The sequence below is a fragment of the Nissabacter archeti genome (genome assembly GCF_018257325.1).
Lineage (GTDB): Bacteria > Pseudomonadota > Gammaproteobacteria > Enterobacterales > Enterobacteriaceae > Chimaeribacter > Chimaeribacter arupi.
Window position 1 is genome coordinate 1 of record NZ_JAERKB010000017.1, and the last position, 20,206, is coordinate 20,206.

17 protein-coding genes are annotated in these 20,206 nt (G+C 62.3%); 12 read left to right on the top strand and 5 right to left on the bottom strand.

Going from position 1 to position 20,206, the window contains the following annotated elements; all coding sequences use genetic code 11:
• Positions 1–715 precede the first annotated feature (715 nt).
• The gene (locus JK232_RS20185; protein WP_072932606.1) at positions 716–1,837 is read left to right on the top strand and encodes a ribosomal protein uL16 3-hydroxylase; all 1,122 of its coding nucleotides are present in this window, start codon (positions 716–718) and stop codon (positions 1,835–1,837) included.
• 36 nt (positions 1,838–1,873) lie between these two features.
• On the opposite strand, the gene galR is transcribed toward JK232_RS20185, so the two are convergent.
• Both galR and JK232_RS20195 read right to left on the bottom strand, forming a co-directional pair.
• The gene (galR, locus tag JK232_RS20190; RefSeq protein WP_072932604.1) at positions 1,874–2,920 is read right to left on the bottom strand and encodes an HTH-type transcriptional regulator GalR; all 1,047 of its coding nucleotides are present in this window, start codon (positions 2,918–2,920) and stop codon (positions 1,874–1,876) included.
• Positions 2,921–3,149: 229 nt separating this feature from the next.
• The gene (locus tag JK232_RS20195; RefSeq protein ID WP_212589626.1) at positions 3,150–4,292 is read right to left on the bottom strand and encodes a pyridoxal-phosphate-dependent aminotransferase family protein; all 1,143 of its coding nucleotides are present in this window, start codon (positions 4,290–4,292) and stop codon (positions 3,150–3,152) included.
• 142 nt (positions 4,293–4,434) lie between these two features.
• On the opposite strand from JK232_RS20195, the gene JK232_RS20200 reads away from it, so the two are divergent.
• The 3 genes from JK232_RS20200 to lplT all read left to right on the top strand — a co-directional run bounded on the left by JK232_RS20200 (position 4,435) and on the right by lplT (position 10,444).
• Positions 4,435–6,726 (top strand): molybdopterin guanine dinucleotide-containing S/N-oxide reductase, encoded by a 2,292-nt coding sequence (locus JK232_RS20200; protein ID WP_101828694.1) that lies wholly within the window; start codon positions 4,435–4,437, stop codon positions 6,724–6,726.
• Between the two features lie 332 nt (positions 6,727–7,058).
• Entirely contained in the window at positions 7,059–9,248 is a 2,190-nt protein-coding gene (aas, locus tag JK232_RS20205; protein ID WP_101834842.1) for a bifunctional acyl-ACP--phospholipid O-acyltransferase/long-chain-fatty-acid--ACP ligase, read from the top strand.
• The gene (gene lplT / locus JK232_RS20210) at positions 9,245–10,444 is read left to right on the top strand and encodes a lysophospholipid transporter LplT (RefSeq protein ID WP_101834844.1); all 1,200 of its coding nucleotides are present in this window, start codon (positions 9,245–9,247) and stop codon (positions 10,442–10,444) included. The genes aas and lplT overlap by 4 nt, the downstream gene beginning before the upstream one ends.
• Positions 10,445–10,529: 85 nt before the next feature.
• On the opposite strand, the gene JK232_RS20215 is transcribed toward lplT, so the two are convergent.
• From JK232_RS20215 to mutH, 3 genes are all read right to left on the bottom strand, one after another.
• Positions 10,530–11,570 carry an NADP(H)-dependent aldo-keto reductase gene (locus tag JK232_RS20215; protein WP_072932590.1) on the bottom strand — a complete coding sequence of 347 codons (1,041 nt, stop codon included), beginning with the start codon at positions 11,568–11,570 and terminating at the stop codon, positions 10,530–10,532.
• 241 nt (positions 11,571–11,811) lie between these two features.
• Positions 11,812–12,030 (bottom strand): YgdI/YgdR family lipoprotein, encoded by a 219-nt coding sequence (locus tag JK232_RS20220; RefSeq protein ID WP_072932587.1) that lies wholly within the window; start codon positions 12,028–12,030, stop codon positions 11,812–11,814.
• Positions 12,031–12,152: 122 nt separating this feature from the next.
• Entirely contained in the window at positions 12,153–12,833 is a 681-nt protein-coding gene (mutH, locus tag JK232_RS20225; RefSeq protein ID WP_072932585.1) for a DNA mismatch repair endonuclease MutH, read from the bottom strand.
• 692 nt (positions 12,834–13,525) lie between these two features.
• Between mutH and rppH the strand changes: the two genes are divergently transcribed.
• From rppH to JK232_RS20265, 8 genes are all read left to right on the top strand, one after another.
• Positions 13,526–14,053 (top strand): RNA pyrophosphohydrolase, encoded by a 528-nt coding sequence (gene rppH, locus JK232_RS20230; RefSeq protein WP_072932581.1) that lies wholly within the window; start codon positions 13,526–13,528, stop codon positions 14,051–14,053.
• Positions 14,054–14,065: 12 nt separating this feature from the next.
• Complete coding sequence (gene ptsP, locus JK232_RS20235) at positions 14,066–16,312, top strand: phosphoenolpyruvate--protein phosphotransferase (RefSeq protein WP_072932579.1); 2,247 nt, start codon at positions 14,066–14,068, stop codon at positions 16,310–16,312.
• A gap of 139 nt (positions 16,313–16,451) precedes the next feature.
• The gene (gene lgt / locus JK232_RS20240) at positions 16,452–17,324 is read left to right on the top strand and encodes a prolipoprotein diacylglyceryl transferase (RefSeq protein ID WP_072932576.1); all 873 of its coding nucleotides are present in this window, start codon (positions 16,452–16,454) and stop codon (positions 17,322–17,324) included.
• 1 nt (position 17,325) lies between these two features.
• Positions 17,326–18,120 carry a thymidylate synthase gene (gene thyA, locus JK232_RS20245; protein ID WP_072932574.1) on the top strand — a complete coding sequence of 265 codons (795 nt, stop codon included), beginning with the start codon at positions 17,326–17,328 and terminating at the stop codon, positions 18,118–18,120.
• Positions 18,121–18,318: 198 nt separating this feature from the next.
• Entirely contained in the window at positions 18,319–18,810 is a 492-nt protein-coding gene (locus JK232_RS20250; protein ID WP_276515079.1) for a prepilin-type N-terminal cleavage/methylation domain-containing protein, read from the top strand.
• On the top strand, positions 18,801–19,388 hold the full coding sequence (locus JK232_RS20255) for a prepilin peptidase-dependent protein (protein WP_212589627.1): 588 nt from the start codon (positions 18,801–18,803) through the stop codon (positions 19,386–19,388). Before JK232_RS20250 ends, JK232_RS20255 begins: the two co-directional genes overlap by 10 nt.
• The gene (locus JK232_RS20260) at positions 19,385–19,825 is read left to right on the top strand and encodes a DUF2509 family protein (protein ID WP_212589628.1); all 441 of its coding nucleotides are present in this window, start codon (positions 19,385–19,387) and stop codon (positions 19,823–19,825) included. Before JK232_RS20255 ends, JK232_RS20260 begins: the two co-directional genes overlap by 4 nt.
• Complete coding sequence (locus JK232_RS20265) at positions 19,822–20,154, top strand: type IV pilus modification PilV family protein (RefSeq protein WP_212589629.1); 333 nt, start codon at positions 19,822–19,824, stop codon at positions 20,152–20,154. The genes JK232_RS20260 and JK232_RS20265 overlap by 4 nt, the downstream gene beginning before the upstream one ends.
• Positions 20,155–20,206 lie beyond the last annotated feature (52 nt).

Genomic DNA, 20,206 nt, shown 5'->3' on the forward strand with positions numbered 1-20,206 from the left:
GGGGGTGGAGTATCCGGATGAGAGGGTTTGGGTTTATAGCCGGAGTTTGTAGTGGGTGGTCGGTTTCGGTTGTTTATGTGTCATTGTCTACCCGGCCATCCGATCCTCAACCGAGCAGGGCCTGCCGGCGCGCCGGCCCTGCACCCGCGCGCGTTCGGTGCCCCGGCTGAATCATTGGACGCTGCCGCGTCTCCCCTCGCTCCGCCTCCGGGCTTTTCGGGCCGCCGCAGACACGCTCCCGGCGTGGCTGCGACTTTCGCGGACATCCATGTCCGCTCACCCGCCCCTACGCCCTCGTCGGCAATAATTTTAATGCCCCCACCTTTTCTGCAAATCATCAGGTATGTAAGGAAAGAATAGGGGGTGGTTTTTTGTCCGCTCGCTCGGCCCTGCGGCTCCACTCGGCAATGATTTTTACGCCCCCGCCAGACTGCAAATCTTTGGGTATGTCAGGAAAGAATAGCTCGTGGGATTTCGCTGAACGTGGCTGTGTTCATGTACTGCGGCTCCACTCGGCAATGATTTTTATGCCGCCGCCAACCTGCAACTCTTTGGGTATGTCAGGAAAAAGCAGGGCGTTTATCCCGCTGCAATTTCCTGGTTTTTCTCAGAAATGAATAAAATTCCATCCGGTGAAGACTTGACCCATAACAAGGTGGCGGGCGGGTGAGGCTCCCTATAATCAGGCTCATTTTTCGCACATGGGCGCGCCGTTATGGATTATCAACTTGAGCTGGACTGGGATCACTTTTTAACAACGTACTGGCAAAAACGGCCGGTGGTGCTGAAACAGGCGTTTAAACACTTTGCAGACCCGATTACGCCGGATGAGCTGGCCGGGCTGGCGATGGAGAATGAAGTCGATAGCCGGCTGGTGAGCTATAAAAACGGACAGTGGCAGGCGGAGCATGGGCCGTTCGAGGCGTTTGACCACCTCGGGGAAACCGGCTGGTCGCTGCTGGCGCAGGCGGTCAACCATTGGCACCTCCCGTCGGCGGCGCTGGTCACACCATTTCGCGTGTTGCCGGACTGGCGGCTGGATGACCTGATGATCTCCTTCTCGGTACCGGGCGGCGGGGTCGGGCCGCATATCGACCAGTACGACGTCTTTATCATCCAGGGCATGGGCCGCCGCCGCTGGCGGGTCGGCGAAAACCTGCCGATGCGCCAGTTCTGCCCGCATCCCGCCCTGCTGCATGTGGACCCGTTCACCCCGATTATTGATGAGGAACTCGAACCCGGCGACATCCTCTACATCCCGCCCGGCTTCCCGCATGATGGCCAGACACTGGATACCGCACTCAACTACTCCGTGGGCTTCCGCGGGCCGAATGGCCGCGATCTGATCAGCAGCTTCGCCGACTACGCACTGGAAAACGATCTGGGCAGCGAACACTACCGCGACCCGGCGTTAACTCGCCGGGCGCATCCGGGCTGCATGGAGGCGCATGAGGTGGAGCGCCTGCGCGACATGATGATTGCGATGATCAACCAACCGGATGACTTTACCCAGTGGCTCGGGCAGTTTGTCACCACGCCGCGCCATGAGCTGGACATCGCCCCGGCAGAACCCCCGTATGACAGTGATGAAGTCGCCGCCGCGCTCGAGGCAGGCGAAACGCTGGTCCGCCTGAGCGGCTTGCGTGTCATCCGCGTCGGCGATCGCTGCTTCGTCAACAGCGAACGGCTGGACGCCCCCGACCCGGCGGCGGCCGATGCGCTGTGCCGCTACACCACCCTGGGCCGTGAAGAACTGGGCGAGGCGTGGCAGAATCCGGCTTTCCTGGCCGTGCTGACCGGGCTGATTAACCGCGGCTACTGGTACTTTTCCGGGTAAACAGCCTGCCGGATAAAAAACCGGCTGGGGAAATCTTCAGGGGGTTTCTCCGGCCGGTGCCTGCACCGGCTGCGGGGCCGTGGCCGGTGGGGCCATCACCGAATGGCGGCGCACCAGCGTCGGGCTGAACATGTGGGTGGTTTCCGGCAGCGGCTGGTTGTTGGCCAGCGCCAGCGCCAGCTCAGCGGCCTGATTGGCCATCGTCACCACCGGGTAGCGCACCGTGGTCAGGCGCGGGCGCAGGTAGCGCGAAATCAGCACATCATCAAACCCAATCAGGGACATCTGCTGCGGCACCTCAATGCTGTTATCACTTAACACCGACAGCGCCCCGGCAGCCATCGGGTCGTTATAACAGGTCACGGCGGTAAAGGTTTTGCCGTGGCCGAGCAGGTCGATCATCGCCCGCTCACCACCAATTTCGTCCGGCTCGCCATAGGCGATCAGCCGGTCATCCACCGCAATATTGTGCTCCTTCAGCGCGTCCAGATAGCCCTGGAGCCGGTCGTGGGCATCGGAGATCTGATGGTTCGAGCAGATCACCGCGATGCGCTGATGCCCGGCCTGAATCAGGTGGCGGGTCGCCAGCCAGGCACCGTAATGGTCGTCCAGCGCCACACAGCGCGCCTCAAAGCCGGGCAGAATACGGTTAATCAGCACCATTCCCGGGATCTGCGCCATCAGCCCGGCCAGCTCCTCGTCCGGCAATTTTTTGGCATGGACCACCAGCGCGCCGCAACGGTGGCGGATCAGCTGCTCAATCGCCTGCCGCTCCTTCTCCGCATTGTGGTAGCCGTTGCCGATCAGCAGGAAATTCCCGGTGTTATAGGCAACCTGTTCCACGGCTTTCACCATCGCACCGAAAAACGGGTCGGAGACATCGCCGACCACCAGCCCCAGTGTCTCGCTGGACTGCTGGGCCAGTGCGCGGGCATTGGCATTCGGGTGATATTGCAGCTGCTCCATGGCGCTCAATACGCTGAGGCGTGAATTTTCGCTGGCTTTCGGGGAGTGGTTGATAACGCGTGATACCGTGGCAACGGAAACGCCCGCCAGCCTGGCAACATCCTTAATCGTGGCCATAGTGATTCCATCATACAAAGTGAGGTGCCGTGTACGGCAGCCTGATTACATCGCCTGATGTCATCATCAGGCAGCGGGGTAATCGCTTACACCTCAGTTTTGCGGAAAAGCACCGCGGCTGCAAGGGAGCCAGATCCCATACTGGGGCTGCAACCGAAAGAAACAGGCATTTTTCCGGCGAAAGCGGGGCTTTCACTCGAAAGATAATCACCGGGCGTAATGGCAGCGGTTACAACGTCGGCTCGGTATGCTGATGGCCTGCTGCACCAGGCAGCGGCAGGTAATGATGGGTGATGACCGCCGCGGCCGCCGCCACATCCGCCGGGCAGCCGTGGCGCGCCAATGCCGCGCCGTAAGCCACCACATTGGTTAACACGGAGGGAAACACGGCATGGATGCCGCTGTGGTGAAGGCGCACCAACTGGTGGGCGATCACCCCGACGCCGGGCGAGATGGCCGCGCCCAGCGCCAATGCATCCGCGATTAAGGCATCGGTATCAACGTCCTCCGGTACCGGGGCAGCCGTCACCAGCGACGACGCGCACGCCTCGTCTGATACCCACGGCACCACCCCCAGCGCCCGCAGCCCGGCGCGTGTCGCCTGTGCGGCCTTGAGGTGGCGGTTAATCAGGGCGACCAGCCCTTCGTTTTCCAGCCGGTCCAGCGCGGATTCCAGCGCCCAGAAATCCCCGGCGGAGGGCGTGCCGGGCAGCGCGCCGCGGCCGCGATCCAGCCATTGGCGTTTCAGCTCGTTGAGTGACAGGCAGGATTGCGCGTACCCGGCGGGCGTCATCAGCCGCGGCCAGGCGCGTGCGCTGACGCTGACGGCAGACAGGCCCGCCGGGCCGCCCAGCGCCTTTTGCGGGCCGATCACCGCGATATCAATGCCGAGGCCGTCCACATCCAGCGTATGGCCGCCGACCGACGCCACCGCATCCACCACCAGCAGCGCCTGGCGTTGGCGGACGCGCGCGGCAATCTCACTCAGCGGGTTAACAATGCCGCTGGCCGCCTCACCATGCGCCAGCACCACTGCGTCCAGCGTCGGCATAGCGTCCAGCGCCTGATCAAACGCCGCCGGCGTGATCGGGTAACCGGACGGCGCTTTGACGTCGTGTACCTCTGCGCCGCCGCGCCGTAGCCACTGGCTGAAGTAGAGGCCGTAGGGGCTGGTGACCACATTCAGGATATGCATACCGGGGCGCGACAGGCTCACCGCCACCGACTCCAGCGCCAGCATCGCTTCGCCCTGGATCAGCAGCAGATCGTTTTTCGTCATCAGCAGCCGCGCCAGCCGGTCAGCCAGCGGCGCAAAACGCTCAGCCGGGTAGGGCGGCAGGCTGAGCAGCGGGTACCAGCAGGGATCGGCCATCACGGCTCCTTTTCCGCCAGCGGCGGTGCGTAAACCATCATCTGTAAAGTGTAGAAGCCCCCACGGGCGGCGGCGCAGATTTGGCAAGGCGGGCGGTTGGTGATAGGTTGACGGCCTGCCTGATAGCCTGCGAACAATAACCATGCCGATACAACGTTTCCCGCACCTGGCGCACTGGGGCGCCTACACTGCTGTCGTCGACGATGGCGTGCTGACCGGTTGCGAGCCCTTTGCCGCTGACCGTGACCCGTCACCGATGCTGGCCGCCATCGCCCCGGCGATCTACGCCGATAGCCGCATCCGCAAACCGGCAGTGCGCCGCTCCTGGCTGCAACGCCGTGAACACAGTGACCGCAGCCTGCGCGGGCGTGAGGAATTTGTTGAGGTCGAATGGGACGAGGCGCTGGCGCTGGTCGCAGAAGAGAACCAACGGGTACGCGACCGCCACGGCCCCGGCGGGCTGTTTACCGGCTCTTACGGCTGGTCCTCCGCCGGGCGCCTGCACCATGCGCGTTCGCTGGTGCGGCGCTTTTACTTCAGCGGCGGCGGCGGGGTCGATCAGGTCGGTAATTACAGCTGGGGCGCGGCGCAATTCTTCCTGCCGCATGTGATCGGCACCTTCAGCCCGCTGACCGGGCGCGTCACCGACTGGCAGAGCGTGGCTGACCACGCGGACGTGCTGGTGGCCTTTGGCGGGCTGGCGCTGAAAAATGCGCAGGTGGCCTCCGGCGGCGCGGGTGAACATACGCTGAAACCCTGGCTGGCGCGGCTGGCCGCGCAGGGCACGCCGGTTATCAACATCAGCCCGACCCGTGACGACTGCCCCGCGTTCCTCAATGCGGAGTGGATCCCGATCCGCCCCAATACCGACGTGGCGCTGATGCTGGCGCTGGGGCATGAGATTGACCGGCTGGGTGCCGTGGATGACACCTTTATGGCGACGTACTGCACCGGCTGGCCGCCATTGCGCGCCTACCTGAACGGCAGCAGTGACGGCGTGGCAAAAACCCCGGCCTGGGCAGCGGCGATCACCGGCATCCCGGCGGCGCGCATCCGCCAACTGGCACAACAGTTAATTGGCGTACGCAGCTTTATCACCTGCGCCTACGCCGTCCAGCGCGCCCATCGCGGCGAGCAACCTTACTGGATGATGATTGCGCTGAGTGCGATGCTCGGCCAGGTCGGGTTGCCGGGCGGCGGCTTCTCGTTCGGCCACGGTTCGATGAACAGCGTCGGCAACCCGCGCCATGACACGCCGGGGCCGTCAATGCCCGCCGTGCCGAACCCGGCCGGGCTGGCAATCCCGGTGGCGCGTATTGCCGACATGCTGCTCAACCCCGGCGCGCCCTACAGTTTCCAGGGCGAAACCCACCATTATCCGGACGTTAAGCTGGTGCACTGGGCGGGCGGCAACCCGTTCCACCATCACCAGCAACTCAACCGGCTGCTGGCAGGCTGGGAGAAGCCGGAGACCATCATCGTGCAGGACATCTGGTGGACACCGGCAGCGAAGCTGGCCGACATCGTGCTGCCGGTGACCTCGACCCTGGAGCGCAACGACATCGGCGGCTCCTCGCGCGATCGCTACGTCTTCGCCATGCATCAGGCGATTGCGCCGTTGCATCAGGCCCGCAACGATTTCGATATTTTCAGCGAGCTGGCCGAGCGGCTCGGCTACCGTGACGCCTTTACCGGCGGGCGTGATGAGCAGGCGTGGCTGCGCCATATCTACCAGCAATGCGGCGAGGCGCAGGCGGGCACCGGCGTCACCTGGCCGGATTTCGACACCTTCTGGCAGCGGGGCCACGTTGAGCTGCCGCAACCCAGCACGCCGTACGTCTTTTTTGAGCGTTTCCGGCAAGACCCGCAGCGCCACCCGCTGAAGACGCCGAGCGGCAAGATTGAGCTGTACAGCGAGACGCTGGCCGGGTTCGGCCATGCCGACATGGCCCCGCACCCGCAGTGGCAACCGCCGGTGGAATGGCTGGGGGACGCCGCCGCCGCACGCTGGCCGCTGCACCTGATCACCGTGCAGCCCAGCGACCGCCTGCACAGCCAGCTGGATCAGGCCCCGCTGGCGCAGGGCAATAAAACGGCCGGGAAAGAGACGATCCAGATGCGCCCGGATGACGCCGCCGCCCGTGGCCTGCGTGAGGGCGGGGTGGTGCGGGTGCATAATGCGCGCGGGGCCTGCCTCGCCGGGCTGCGCCTGAATGCGGGCCTCGCCCCCGGCGTGGTGGTGATGGCCACCGGCGCATGGTTTGATCCCGGCTTCGGCACGCAGCGTGAAGACGTGGAGCAGGCGGGCAACCCGAATGTATTGACGCTGGATATAGGGACGTCGTCATTAACTCAGGGGCCAAATGCCATGAGCTGCCTGGTGGAGGTGAGCGCCGTAGAAACCCCGCCGCAGGCCGTGGGAAAAAAACCATAAAACCGCGGGTTTATGTACTTTTAATTCGTTGATTACATGAACGGAAGGGATTTTACAGTTGGTTGCATTTAGAGCAGAACTCTTTCGATTCAGCGGTGGTTTCTTAAGGGGGCGATCTCTAGAGTAGGACGTCCCAGAGGTATTGATTGGTGAGAAATCAACATACTCTGTATGTTGAGAGCCTATTCAATTGCACCAACCTACGCGGATGCGTAGGTTTTTTTTTGCCTGCGATTCCTGTCCCTTTCCGTGCCCTTACTTAAACGAACTTTACTGTTGCCCGGTCGTCAGTGGCGGGCGGGTACGCTATCCTGTGCCCTGTTCAGGGCAGCATGTTGTTGCCCGGTTTCCTCATAAGGAGATGGGCTGTGTATGCATTGCTCAGGGGATTATTCAGAATCCTGTTTCGTGTCTCGGTCGAGGCTGACCCGGCGCAGTTCCGGCATGACAAGTTACTTATCACGCCAAACCATGTCTCATTCCTCGACGGCGCGCTGCTGGCGTTATTCCTGCCGGTTAAGCCGGTGTTTGCCGTTTACAGCCGTATCACTGACCGCTGGTTTATGCGGCTGATTAAGCCCTACGTCGATTTTGTGCCGCTCGACCCCACCAACCCGATGGCGATCAAGCGGCTGGTGCGCGAGGTGCAGGCCGGGCGGCCGGTTGTGGTCTTCCCCGAAGGGCGGATCACGGTGACCGGTTCGCTGATGAAAATTTATGACGGCGCGGCCTTTATTGCGGCCCGTTCCGGTGCCACGGTGCTGCCGGTGCGCATCGACGGCGCGGAGTTCACGCCGTTCGGCCGGTTGCGCGGCGATTTCCAGACCCGTTTGTTCCCGAAAGTCACGATCCGCGTGCTGCCGCCGACCAGGGTGCCGATGCCGGACGCCCCGCGCGCCCGTGAGCGCCGGGTGCTGGCCGGGGCGCGCCTGCATCAGATCATGATGGACGCGCGCATGGCGACGTGTGAGCCGCAGACGCTGTTCGACGCGCTGCTGGCGGCGCAGACCCGTTACGGCCGCTTCAAGCCGGTGATTGAAGACATCAATTTCCAGGAGGACAGTTACCACGGGCTGCTGAAAAAAACGCTCGGGGTGAGCCGCATCCTGCAACGTTTCACGCAGGAGCGCGAGCATGTCGGGCTGCTGCTGCCCAATGCCACCATCATGGCGGCGGCGATCCTCGGCGCGACGCTGCGCGGGCGGGTGCCGGCACTGCTGAACTACACCGCCGGGGTGAAGGGCCTGCGCAGTGCGATGAAAGCGGCGGAGATCCGCACCATCGTCACCTCGCGCCAGTTCCTTGAGAAGGGCAACCTGACTGCGCTGCCGGAGCAGGTGACGGAGGCCAACTGGGTCTATCTCGAAGATTTGAAAGACACCGTGACCACGGAAGACAAGCTCTGGATCCTCACCCATCTGCTGTTCCCGCGCCGGGCAAGGGTGCCGCAAAAGCCGGACGATGCCGCGGTCATTTTGTTTACCTCCGGTTCCGAGGGCAACCCGAAAGGCGTGGTGCACAGCCACGCCAGCCTGCTGGCGAACGTCGAGCAGATTCGCACCGTGGCGGACTTCACCCCGCGTGACCGCTTTATGTCGGCGCTGCCGCTGTTCCACGCCTTCGGCCTCACGGTGGGGCTGCTGACGCCGCTGATGACCGGCAGCCGCGTGTTCCTCTACCCCAGCCCGCTGCACTACCGCGTGGTGCCGGAACTGGTGTATGACCGCAACTGCACGGTGCTGTTCGGCACGTCCACCTTCCTCGGCAACTATGCGCGCTTCGCCCACCCGTATGATTTCGCACGTGTGCGCTACGTGGTGGCGGGCGCAGAGAAACTCTCCGCCGGCACGAAACAGGTCTGGCAGGATAAATTCGGCATCCGCATCTTGGAGGGCTACGGCGTCACCGAGTGTGCGCCGGTAGTGGCAATTAACGTGCCGATGGCGGCGAAAGCGGGCACTGTCGGGCGCATCCTGCCGGGTATGCAGGCGCGCCTGATCCCGGTGGCGGGCATTGAGCAGGGCGGGCGGCTGCAACTGAAAGGGCCGAACATCATGAAAGGCTATTTGCGGGTGGAAAACCCCGGCCGGCTGGAGACACCGGCGGCGGAAAACCGTGAAGGCCAGATGCAGCCCGGCTGGTATGACACCGGCGACATCGTGACGCTGGACGAACAGGGCTTCTGCACCATCCTTGGCCGGGTGAAGCGCTTCGCCAAACTGGCCGGGGAAATGGTGTCACTGGAGAGCGTCGAACAACTGGCGCTGCGGGCCTCGCCGGAAGGGCAACACGCCGCCGCCTCGCGCCCCGACAGCACCCGCGGCGAGACGCTGGTGCTGTTCACCACGGATCGCGGGCTGACGCGCGAACAGTTGCTGAACGCCGCGCGTGACAGCGGCACCCCGGAGCTGGCAGTACCGCGTGACATCCGCGTGGTGAAAGCCCTGCCGCTGCTCGGCAGCGGTAAACCTGACTTCGTCGCCCTGCGCCAGATGGCCGAAAACCCGGAGAGCACAGCATGATACAGAACCTGAAGGCCGGTGACGGCCTGCTGTCGCGCAGTATGGTGGCGGTGATTGTGGCGCAGTTCCTCTCCGCTTTTGGTGACAACGCGCTGCTGTTCGCCACCCTGGCGCTGATCACCCAGCAACACTACCCCGACTGGAGCCAGCCGATCCTCCAGATGGCGTTTGTCGCCGCGTATATTGTGCTGGCACCCTTTGTCGGGCAGTTTGCCGACAGCGTCGCCAAAGGGCGGGTGATGATGGTCGCCAACCTGCTGAAGCTGGTGGGGGCGGCGGCGATTCTGGCCGGGCTGAACCCGTTCCTCGGCTACGCGCTGGTGGGCGTGGGGGCGGCGGCCTATTCCCCGGCCAAGTACGGCATCCTCGGCGAGATCACCCGCGGTGAGCAGCTGGTCAAAGCCAATGGGCTGATGGAGTCCTCGACCATCGCCGCAATCCTGCTCGGGTCGGTGGCCGGTGGCTGGCTGGCGGACTGGCACCTGCTGGCGGCCATCGGCGTGTGTGCCGCGGCCTATGGGGCGGCGGTGGTGGCGAACCTGTTTATCCCGCGGCTGGCGGCGGCGCGCCCCGGCCAGCCGTGGCACCCGGTGCGGATGGTCAGCGCCTTTGCGCAGGCGGCACGCACCCTGTGGCAGGACAGCGGCGCCCGTTTCTCGCTGGTGGGCACCAGCCTGTTCTGGGGCGCGGGTGTCACGCTGCGGTTGCTGCTGGTGCTGTGGGTGCCGGTGGCGCTCGGCATCACCACCCACACCCTGCCGACGCTGCTGAACGCCTTTGTGGCGATTGGCATTGTGCTCGGGGCCGGGGCTGCGGCCTGGCTGGTGACGCTGAAAACCGTGAAACGCTGTATGCCGGCCGGGATTTTAATGGGCGTGGCGGTGGTGCTGTTTGCGCTCCAGCATCAGCTGGTGAATGCAGCCGTGCTGCTGGTGGCGATTGGCCTGCTCGGCGGCTTCTTTGTGGTGCCGCTCAACGCGCTGTTGCAGGAGCGCGGCAAACTCACCGTCGGGGCGGGTAACGCGATTGCGGTGCAAAACCTGGGGGAAAACAGCGCGATGCTGCTGATGCTCGGCCTCTACTCGCTGGTGGTGAAGCTGGGCACGCCGGTGGTGGCGGTAGGGATTGGCTTTGGTGTGCTGTTTGCGCTGGCGATTGGCGGGCTGTGGCTCTGGCAGGGGCGGCGGACGGGCTAATCCACGGTCATTCCCCTCAAACACCCCTCACCATGAAAACAGGGCGGAATTTCCGCCCTGTTTTTTTGCCTGATGTGCAAAAGGGTTACGGCGCCGGAATGGTAAAGCGGCGGTGGATCGCTTCCAGTTCCTGCATGATCGTTTCATCCAGCACCAGGTTCTGGCTGTCGATGTTGAGCTTCAGTTGATCCAGCGTGGTGGCACCCAACAGGGTACTGGCGACAAACGGCTGCTGGCGCACAAAGGCCAGTGCCATCTGCGACGGGTCAAGGTTATGGCGTTTCGCCAGCGCCACGTACTCAGCAATCGCCTGCTCCGCCTGTTCCCCGGTATAGCGCGTGAAACGGCTGAACAGGGTATTGCGCGCGCCGGCCGGTCTGGCACCGTTCAGGTATTTGCCGCTCAGCGTGCCGAACGCCAGGCTGGAGTAGGCCAGCAACTCCACGCCCTCGTGGTGGCTTATCTCTGCCAGGCCCACCTCAAAGCTGCGGTTCAGCAGGCTGTAGGGGTTCTGGATCGAGACAATGCGCGGCAGGTCGTGCTTTTCCGCCAGTTGCAGGTAGCGCATCACGCCCCACGGGGTTTCGTTGGAGACGCCGATATAGCGGATTTTCCCGGCGCGAACCTGCTCGTTCAGCGCTTCCAGCGTCTCCAGCAGCGTCACGGCGGGTTTGTCATCGGTGTAGGTGTAGTTCAGCTTACCGAAGCAGTTGGTCTGGCGCTGCGGCCAATGCAGCTGGTAGAGGTCGAGGTAATCGGTGTTCAGGCGTTTCAGGCTGGCATCCAGCGCGTTGCGGATGTTTTTACGGTCGAGGGCCTGGTCGGGGCGGATGGCGGCATCACTGCCGCGTGACGGCCCGGACACCTTGCTTGCCAGCACCACTTTCTCACGGCAGCCGCGCGCCTTCAGCCAACTGCCGATATAGCTTTCAGTCAGCCCTTGTGTCTCAGGGCGCGGCGGCACCGGGTACATTTCTGCGGTATCGATCAGGTTAATCCCGGCGGACAGGGCATAATCGAGTTGCTGGTGGGCATCGGCTTCGCTGTTTTGCTCACCGAAGGTCATGGTGCCCAATCCCAGAACGCTGACTTCCAAAGAGCTGTGGGGGATACGGTGATAATGCATTGCCGGTTTTCCTTAGTGTTAAGAATATAGGCTGAAAAAATGCGTCTCTGGGGACGTTATCTTTTCTTCACAATCGCGTTTTTCTTCTCGCACAGATGATCAATGCCGGATTGACTATAACCAAGCTGCCGGGAGGGGGAAAGTGGCCGGGGAAGAGAAGGGCGCAGCCCGGTGGGTGCCGGAAGCCACCCGGCCCGGCCGGACAATGCTGTTTCCCGCCGGGCAATGGTTAACTAATTTGTTACCTTTCAATCACCTGGTTAACACTGTCGCCGTTAATCTGACGCTGGTTACCCTGCTCATCCGTATAACTGATTAAGCCGGTTTCCTTATCAATTTTCGGTTTACCCTGAGTCAGGATCATATTGCCCTCTTTGGTGGCGATGACGTAATCGCTGGAACAACCGGTGAGAGAGAGTGCAACAACCAGCGCAGAGGCAGCAATGGCCCATGTTTTCATGATGATTTCCTTACTATTCGGCAGACGGCAAAGGTGTATTAAGCGTAGCAAACTGCCATAAAAAGCCAGGCAAAATCTCCTCCAAAAGTCTGATTTTCCGCACGCTTACCTTAACGCTGCCCTCACATGAGGAAATGCCGCGCCAGCAGCGCCGCGGTAAAGTTCTTTTTCAGGTAGAACCCGCGCGGCAGCGTCATGATCGGCTGGCCGCGATCGCCTATCGCCTCGGTCAGCGCCTTGCTGTTGGCCGCTTTGGGCCGCAGTTGCAGCACCTCGCCGTGGCGGGCGGTGATGCTCTCAACCTTACCGAGCACGATCATGTCCATCAATTCTTCCCAGTCACAGCGCAGTTGATCTTCCTCTTCCGGGCTGGGCGACCAGAGCAACGGCGCACCGATGCGCCGCTCTGCCAGCGGCAGCACGCGTTCGCCCTCCACCGGCACCCACAGCACCCGCGACAGTTTATGGCGCACATGGCTGCGTTCCCAGCTGACGCCGCTGTTACCGGTGAGCGGGGCCACGCAGACAAAGGTCGTCTCCAGCGGTTTCCCGGCGGCATCCACCGGGATGGTTTTCAGCTCCACGCCCAGCGCCGGGAAATCCTGCTCTGCTTTGCTGCCGGCGGTGGCCCCGAGGTAGAACTCCAGCAGCATCCCAACCCAGCCTTTATCCCGTTTTAAATTGGCCGGAATAGCGATGCCGGCCTGCGTGGCCAGGTCGCCCAGTGAGTACCCGGCCAGCGCCTGGGCGCGTTGCAGCAGTTCATCACTGTGTTGCGGTGGAGGAAGGGGAGAGAGGCCCATGCGTGTCACCTGTCGGAGTGGTTAAAAAATGTACTGGTCTTTCCCCTGGGAGCGGTATTTCGCGCCAGGTGGGGGAAAAACAGAATAATAGCATGATTTAGCTGATAAATTTTTCTGTTAATTTGCCGATAACCTGAAAGGCACCGCTTTTTTTCACCGTTTGCCGCTGACAATAAACAGGATCTTACACCAGGTTATCCACAGATTTTTGGGATAACCCGGCTTAATACGTACTACTGGTTTCATCCACAGGCTTGACGCGGCGGGGTTTTGGATAATTTACTCTTTTTATGTCCAATAAATTGGCATTATCTGTGGATAAAACCAACTTTGTTTGATTTTTAACCTCATCAACAATGAAAGGTGATATTGCTCACATTATCTCTGCCGCCGCGCCGCGGCATACGGGGTTATCGTGCTGTTTTAAATAAGATAATGCTGAGAGTACCCAGGGGTGAAGTTATCCACCGCCGGGGGGTTTAAGGCGTTACCCTGAAGTTCTGCACAAAGATATCCACAGAAAACGTGAATAAAATCGGGGGTGTAGCCGGGGATATGTTTATAACTTGGCAGGAAGCTGTGGGTTATCCCGGTGTTATTCCTGATGAACGGCTGATAAGCAGTGGTTTACCGCCTGTTGGGAGTGTGAAACAATCAAGGCATATGCATTTACGCTTATTTGAGGTAGTCCGGTGATCGATGATGATGGCTACCGCCCGAATGTTGGTATCGTAATCTGTAATCGGCAGGGGCAGGTACTCTGGGCCCGTCGTTACGGTCAGCACTCCTGGCAGTTTCCTCAGGGGGGGATTAACCCCGGTGAAACCGCTGAGCAGGCGATGTACCGTGAACTGTTTGAAGAAGTGGGGCTGAACCGGAAAGATGTGCGCATTCTGGCCTCAACCCGCAACTGGTTGCGCTATAAATTGCCAAAACGTTTGGTGCGTTGGGACACAAAGCCGGTTTGTATCGGCCAAAAGCAAAAATGGTTTCTCTTGCAGCTCATGTGCGACGACGCGGATATCAATATGCAACGCAGCAGCACGCCGGAATTTGACGGCTGGCGCTGGGTCAGTTTCTGGTATCCGGTACGGCAGGTCGTCTCCTTTAAACGTGATGTCTATCGCCGTGTGATGAAAGAGTTTTCCACAACCGTGATGCCGGTGCAGGAGTTAAGCCCGCCTCGCTCACCCCCTGCTTACCGTCGCAAAAGAGGTTAAGTCACGCAGATTATGCTCACGCGTTTGCGAGAAATTGTTGAAAAAGTCGCCGCGGCAACCAGCCTGAACGAGGCGCTGGATCTGCTCGTCAACGAAACCTGCCTGGCGATGGACACTGAAGTCTGCTCCATCTACCTGGCGGACAACGATCGCCGCTGCTACTACCTGATGGCCACGCGCGGCCTGAAAAAACCGCGCGGTAAACAGGTGACGCTTGCCTTTGATGAGGGCGTGGTGGGGCTGGTGGGCCGCCTGGCGGAGCCTATCAACCTCGCCGATGCCCACAGCCACCCCAGTTTCAAATATGTCCCGCAGGTGAAAGAGGAGCGTTTCCGTTCCTTCCTCGGGGTGCCGATTATCCACCGCCGCCAGTTGCTGGGCGTGCTGGTGGTGCAACAGCGCGAACATCGCCAGTTCGACGAGAGCGAAGAGTCGTTCCTGGTCACCCTGGCGACGCAGATCGCCGGGTTCCTGACCCAGGTGCAGCTGACCGAGCTGTTTGGCCGCTTCCGCCAGACGCGCGTCAAAGCGCTGCCCGCCTCACCGGGCGTGGCGATTGGCGTGGGCTGGCAGGACTGCTCGCAGCCGTCGCTGGATCTGGTCTATATGGCATCGACCCTCGACAGCACCCGGGAGCGCGAACGCCTGACCCGTGCGCTGGAAGAGGCCGGGGCGGAGTTCCGCCGCTTCAGCAAACGCTTTACCGCCAGCGCGCAGAAAGAGAGCGCGGCGATCTTCGACCTCTACTCCCACCTGCTGAATGATGCCCGCCTGAAGCGTGAGCTCTATTTTGAGATAGACGGCGGCTCCGTGGCGGAGTGGGCGGTGAAAAAGGTGGTGGAGCATTTCGCTGCCCAGTTCGCCAGCCTGCAGGACGCCTACATGCGCGAGCGTGCCGGGGATTTGCGCGCGCTCGGCCAGCGGCTGCTGTTCCACCTCGACGACAGCGTGCAGGGCGACATCCCCTGGCCGGAGCGGTTTGTGCTGGTGGCCGACGAACTGACCGCCACGTTGCTGGCGGAAGTGCCGCCGGAGCGGCTGGCCGGGGTGGTGGTGCGCGATGGGGCCGCCAACTCCCACGCGGCGATCCTGGTGCGGGCAATGGGTGTGCCGACCGTGATGGGCGCCGACATCCAGACCTCGCTGCTCAACCAGCGCACGCTGATCGTTGACGGCTATCGCGGTGAACTGCTGATCGACCCGGAACCGGTGCTGATCCAGGAGTACCAGCGGCTGATCAACGAAGAGCTGGAGCTGAGCCAGCGCGCGGAAGATGACGTGGAGGAACCGGCGCAGCTGAAAAGCGGCGAGCGGGTCTTCACCCTGCTGAATGCCGGGCTGAGCGCCGACCATGAAAAGCTGTTCGGCGGCCGGGTGGACGGCATCGGCCTCTACCGCACGGAAATCCCGTTTATGCTGCAAAGCGGTTTCCCGTCAGAAGAGGAGCAGGTGGCGCAGTATCAGGGCATGTTGCAGATTTTCCCGCAGAAGTCCGTGACGCTGCGCACCCTCGACATCGGCTCAGATAAACAGCTTCCCTATATGCCGATCAGCGAAGAGAACCCTTGCCTTGGCTGGCGCGGCATCCGCATCACTCTCGACCAGCCGGAAATCTTCCTGATTCAGGTGCGCGCCATGCTGCGCGCCAATGCCGCCACCGGCAACCTCAGCATCCTGTTGCCGATGATCACCAGCCTGGAAGAAATCGATGAGGCGAAACGCCTGATTGAGCGCGCCGGGCGTGAGGTGCAGGAGGTGCTCGGTTACTCTCTGCCGCCGGTGCGGCTGGGCATCATGATTGAAGTGCCGGCGATGGTGTTCCTGATCCCCCACCTGGCCGGGCGGGTCGATTTCGTCTCGGTCGGCACCAATGACCTGACGCAATACCTGCTGGCGGTGGACCGCAACAATACCCGCGTGGCGGCGCTGTACGACAGCCTGCACCCGTCGATGTTGCGGGTGCTGAAAATGATCGCTGACCAGAGCGCACAGGCCGGGCTGGATCTCAGCCTGTGCGGCGAGATGGCCGGTGACCCGATGGGCGCGCTGCTGCTGGTCGGGCTGGGCTTCCGCCACCTCAGCATGAACGGGCGCAGCATTGCCCGTATCAAATACCTGCTGCGGCGTGTGACGCGTGAGGAAGCGGACGCGCTGGCCGCCAGGGTGCTCACCGCCCCGCATACCGCCGACGTGCGCCACATCGTCTCGGCGTTTATGGAGCGCCGTGGCCTCGGCGGGCTGATTCGCGGCGGTAAATAGCCGCGTTTTGGCCGGTTGACGCCGACGCCTTTCTTTACAGATAAATACCTATTCCCGCCCCGGACCGCTTTTCGCCTATGCTATGATTCGCAACCTGCTGACCCCCCTGGGGCTAACATTCGACAAATTGTGGTGATGGATGAGTAACAGCTATCTGGCGTTTCCTGACTTCGACCCGGTGATTTTCTCCCTGGGCCCGGTTTCCCTCCACTGGTACGGCCTGATGTACCTGGTGGGCTTTGTGTTTGCCATGTGGCTGGCGGTGCGCCGCGCCAACAAGCCCGGCAGCGGCTGGACCAAAGATGAAGTGGAAAACCTGCTCTATTTCGGTTTCCTGGGTGTGTTTATCGGCGGCCGCGTAGGCTATGTGCTGTTCTACAACCTGCCGCTGTTCCTCGATAACCCGCTCTACCTGTTCAAAGTATGGGATGGCGGGATGTCGTTCCACGGCGGCCTGCTGGGTGTGATCTGCGTGATGCTGCTGTTTGCCCGCCGCACCCACCGCACCTTCTTCCAGGTCTCTGATTTTATTGCGCCGTTGATCCCGTTTGGCCTCGGTGCCGGCCGCCTCGGCAACTTCATCAACGGTGAACTCTGGGGCCGCGTCACCACCCACACGCCGTGGGCGATGCTGTTCCCCGGCTCGCGCAGTGAAGATATGGCGATTGCCGTCGCTGACCCGTCCCTGCTGCCGCTGCTGAACCAGTATGGCGTGCTGCCGCGCCACCCGTCGCAGATCTATGAACTGCTGCTGGAAGGGGTGGTGCTGTTCCTGATCCTGAACCTCTTTATCCGCAAACCGCGGCCGATGGGCAGCGTCTCCGGCCTGTTCCTGATCGGTTACGGCGCCTTCCGCATCATTGTGGAGCATTTCCGCCAGCCGGACGCCCAGTTGGGGCTGTTCGACGGCATTATCAGTATGGGGCAGATCCTCTCGATTCCGATGATCGTGGCGGGCGTCATTATGATGATTTGGGCCTACCGCCGCCCACAGAAAACCGTTGTGAGGTAACATGAAACAGTATCTGGATTTAATGAACACCGTGCTCCATCAGGGCACCCCGAAAGCTGACCGCACCGGCACCGGCACGCTGTCGATTTTTGGCCATCAGATGCGTTTCAACCTGCAAGAGGGCTTCCCGCTGGTGACCACCAAGCGCTGCCACCTGCGGTCAATCATTCACGAACTGCTCTGGTTCCTGAAAGGCGAAACCAACATCGCCTACCTGCGTGAAAACAACGTCACCATCTGGGATGAGTGGGCCGATGAAAACGGCGACCTCGGCCCGGTGTACGGCAAACAGTGGCGTGCCTGGGGGGCCGCGGACGGCCGCCAGATAGACCAGCTGGCGAACGTGGTGCAGCAACTGAAACAGGACCCGGACTCCCGCCGCATCATCGTTTCCGCCTGGAACGTGGGTGAACTGGAGAGCATGGCGCTGGCCCCGTGCCACGCGTTCTTCCAGTTCTACGTGGCGGACGGCAAACTCTCCTGCCAGCTGTACCAGCGCTCCTGCGATGTGTTCCTCGGCCTGCCGTTCAACATCGCCAGCTATGCGCTGCTGGTGCATATGATGGCGCAGCAGTGTGATCTGGAGGTCGGGGATTTCGTCTGGACCGGCGGGGACACCCACCTCTACAGCAACCATCTGGAGCAGGCGCGCCTGCAACTGACGCGCGAGCCGCGCCCGATGCCGACACTGGTGATCAAGCGCAAACCTGACTCCCTGTTTGATTACCGCTTCGACGATTTCGAGATTGAAGGGTATGACCCGCACCCGGCCATCAAGGCCCCGGTCGCGATCTGATACATCCTTCTGCTGTATAGAACCGAAGCCAATGGCTTCGGTTTTTTTATGCCTGCACCCGCCCGCCGCCGCCGGTTTTGCGGCATACCTTCCAGAAAAATGCCGGTTTCCCGCCGTTGCAATGCCGGGGTGCGTAATGGGTTCCTGTTCCGCCACCGCCCGCTGGCCGGGGCAGTTTTGCGCCTTACACTGGCCCGCATGAACAGACGCACAGGGAAACAACAGGGCATGAGCTTACTTGAAATGCTGGTGGTGATGGGGCTGATTGCCATCCTGACCGGCGGCAGCCTCTATTACGGCCAGACAATGCGCCAGGCGCACCGCCTGCGGCAGAGCGCCCAGACGCTCCAGGCCTTTCTGGGCCGGATGCAGGCGCAGGCCAATGCCCGCAATGAGGCGCACCTGCTTGCGGTGACGCTGGGGCCGGCGGGCTGCGTCACGCGGCTGAATGATGTGCCTGACGGGTGCAACGGGAACGCACTGCGGGTGTTCCGGCCCGGCGGGGAGGGCGTGGCGATAGTGGACTTCAGCGGCAACGGCATGGGGTTTTATGGCCTGCGCAATACCGCCCAGCCAGGCCATCTCACCCTCGGCAATGCTGCCGGGCGCATCCGGGTCGTGCTTTCCGGCCACGGACGCTTGCGGCTCTGCGCTGAAAATGCGGTCAGCGGGGTGCCGCCATGCCGCTGAACAGGCCCGGTGCCCGGCAACAGGGGTTCACCCTGCCGGAAATCCTGCTGGCGATGGGCATCGGCAGTGTGGTGATGCTGGCCGCGGCCGGCAGTTACCCGGCAATCTACCAGCAGGGGCAGCGCCTGCGTCAGCTGTTCTGGCTGGATCATGCCCTGCATCAGGTGGCGGACACCCTCGAAAAAGATCTGCGCCGCGCGGGGTTTTGTGCCGGGGCAGCCTGCGGCCGCCACGCCATTCGCCTGAGCACGGCACCCGGCACGGGGGCAGGGGGGTGCATCGTGCTGGCGTATGACCTCAACCGCAATGGCCGCTGGGAACCGGCAGGGCCGGAGGCGGAAACCTTTGGCTACCGCCTGGTGGCCGGTGCGCTGGAGACGCAGCGTGGCGTGGCGCACTGCGGCGGCACGGGCTGGGAGAGGCTGCTCGATCCGGCTGACGTCACCGTCACCGGTTTTACGCTTACCGACGCCCGCGAAACCGCAGGCAGCGTGCTGCAACTCACTCTGAGCGGCCAACACCGGCAGGGTGTGACCCCGCATCAGATTGTCCGTTTACTGACCGGGGCAAACGCATGAGGCGGCAACAGGGCAACGCCCTGCTGTTGACACTGATGGGGCTGATGCTGCTGGGGCTGATGGGCATGACGGCGCTGCACCGCCAGCTTGACGAAGCGGTGCGGCTCACCGCCGGAACGCGGCAACATGTGCTGGCCTGGCATCAGGCTGCGTCCTCCCTCACCTGGGCGGAAACATTGAATTGGCCGCCGGCAAACACCACATGGCAATGCCGGGCCTTTCATCCCGGCAGCCTGCACGGCTGCATAAAAGCCGCGGCCGCGCCGGGCGTTATCCTGCTGCGTGGGGAAGGGCAGCGGGCAGACGATTCCCCGCTGTTCCTTTACCGGCTGGCTGCCCCCGGTAAAGGCGGGCGGCTGACCGTACAAGCCGGGGGCTGGCTGGATTTCTGCCCGGAAAAGGCCCCGCATGACTGTGACGGAGAAGCCGTGCCATGACGACGCAGCGGGGTTTTACCCTGATTGAAGTGCTGTTTGCCGCGATGCTGTTTGCCGTCTCGCTGCTGGGGTTGCTCACCTACCAGCAGGCACTGACGGCGGGGTTTGACCGGCAACGGCAGGTGCAGCAGGCATGGCGGCTGGCCGGCCAGCACCTGGAGGCTTTCAGCCTGACCTGCCATCAGAGCGGGCTGTTACCGGCGCCCCAGGGCTGGCAACTGACCATCAGCAGCGCGTCTGCCGGCGCCCCCGGCGGCTGCCGCTGGGCGAGTGTTACCGTAACGGCCCCGGCACAGCAACAGGTGACGGTGCGCCGGTTATTATGTTAAAACCCCGCCCCGGTGTTGCTTTACGGCGGCGTCAGGTTACAGTGGGGCTGCG

Coding starts and splice junctions, on each gene's coding strand:
- JK232_RS20185 (WP_072932606.1), top strand. CDS start 716: ATGGATTATCAACTTGAGCTGGACTGGGATCACTTTTTAACAACGTAC.
- galR (WP_072932604.1), bottom strand. CDS start 2,920: ATGGCCACGATTAAGGATGTTGCCAGGCTGGCGGGCGTTTCCGTTGCC.
- JK232_RS20195 (WP_212589626.1), bottom strand. CDS start 4,292: ATGGCCGATCCCTGCTGGTACCCGCTGCTCAGCCTGCCGCCCTACCCG.
- JK232_RS20200 (WP_101828694.1), top strand. CDS start 4,435: ATGCCGATACAACGTTTCCCGCACCTGGCGCACTGGGGCGCCTACACT.
- aas (WP_101834842.1), top strand. CDS start 7,059: ATGTTGTTGCCCGGTTTCCTCATAAGGAGATGGGCTGTGTATGCATTG.
- lplT (WP_101834844.1), top strand. CDS start 9,245: ATGATACAGAACCTGAAGGCCGGTGACGGCCTGCTGTCGCGCAGTATG.
- JK232_RS20215 (WP_072932590.1), bottom strand. CDS start 11,570: ATGCATTATCACCGTATCCCCCACAGCTCTTTGGAAGTCAGCGTTCTG.
- JK232_RS20220 (WP_072932587.1), bottom strand. CDS start 12,030: ATGAAAACATGGGCCATTGCTGCCTCTGCGCTGGTTGTTGCACTCTCT.
- mutH (WP_072932585.1), bottom strand. CDS start 12,833: ATGGGCCTCTCTCCCCTTCCTCCACCGCAACACAGTGATGAACTGCTG.
- ptsP (WP_072932579.1), top strand. CDS start 14,066: ATGCTCACGCGTTTGCGAGAAATTGTTGAAAAAGTCGCCGCGGCAACC.
- lgt (WP_072932576.1), top strand. CDS start 16,452: ATGAGTAACAGCTATCTGGCGTTTCCTGACTTCGACCCGGTGATTTTC.
- thyA (WP_072932574.1), top strand. CDS start 17,326: ATGAAACAGTATCTGGATTTAATGAACACCGTGCTCCATCAGGGCACC.
- JK232_RS20250 (WP_276515079.1), top strand. CDS start 18,319: ATGAACAGACGCACAGGGAAACAACAGGGCATGAGCTTACTTGAAATG.
- JK232_RS20255 (WP_212589627.1), top strand. CDS start 18,801: ATGCCGCTGAACAGGCCCGGTGCCCGGCAACAGGGGTTCACCCTGCCG.
- JK232_RS20260 (WP_212589628.1), top strand. CDS start 19,385: ATGAGGCGGCAACAGGGCAACGCCCTGCTGTTGACACTGATGGGGCTG.
- JK232_RS20265 (WP_212589629.1), top strand. CDS start 19,822: ATGACGACGCAGCGGGGTTTTACCCTGATTGAAGTGCTGTTTGCCGCG.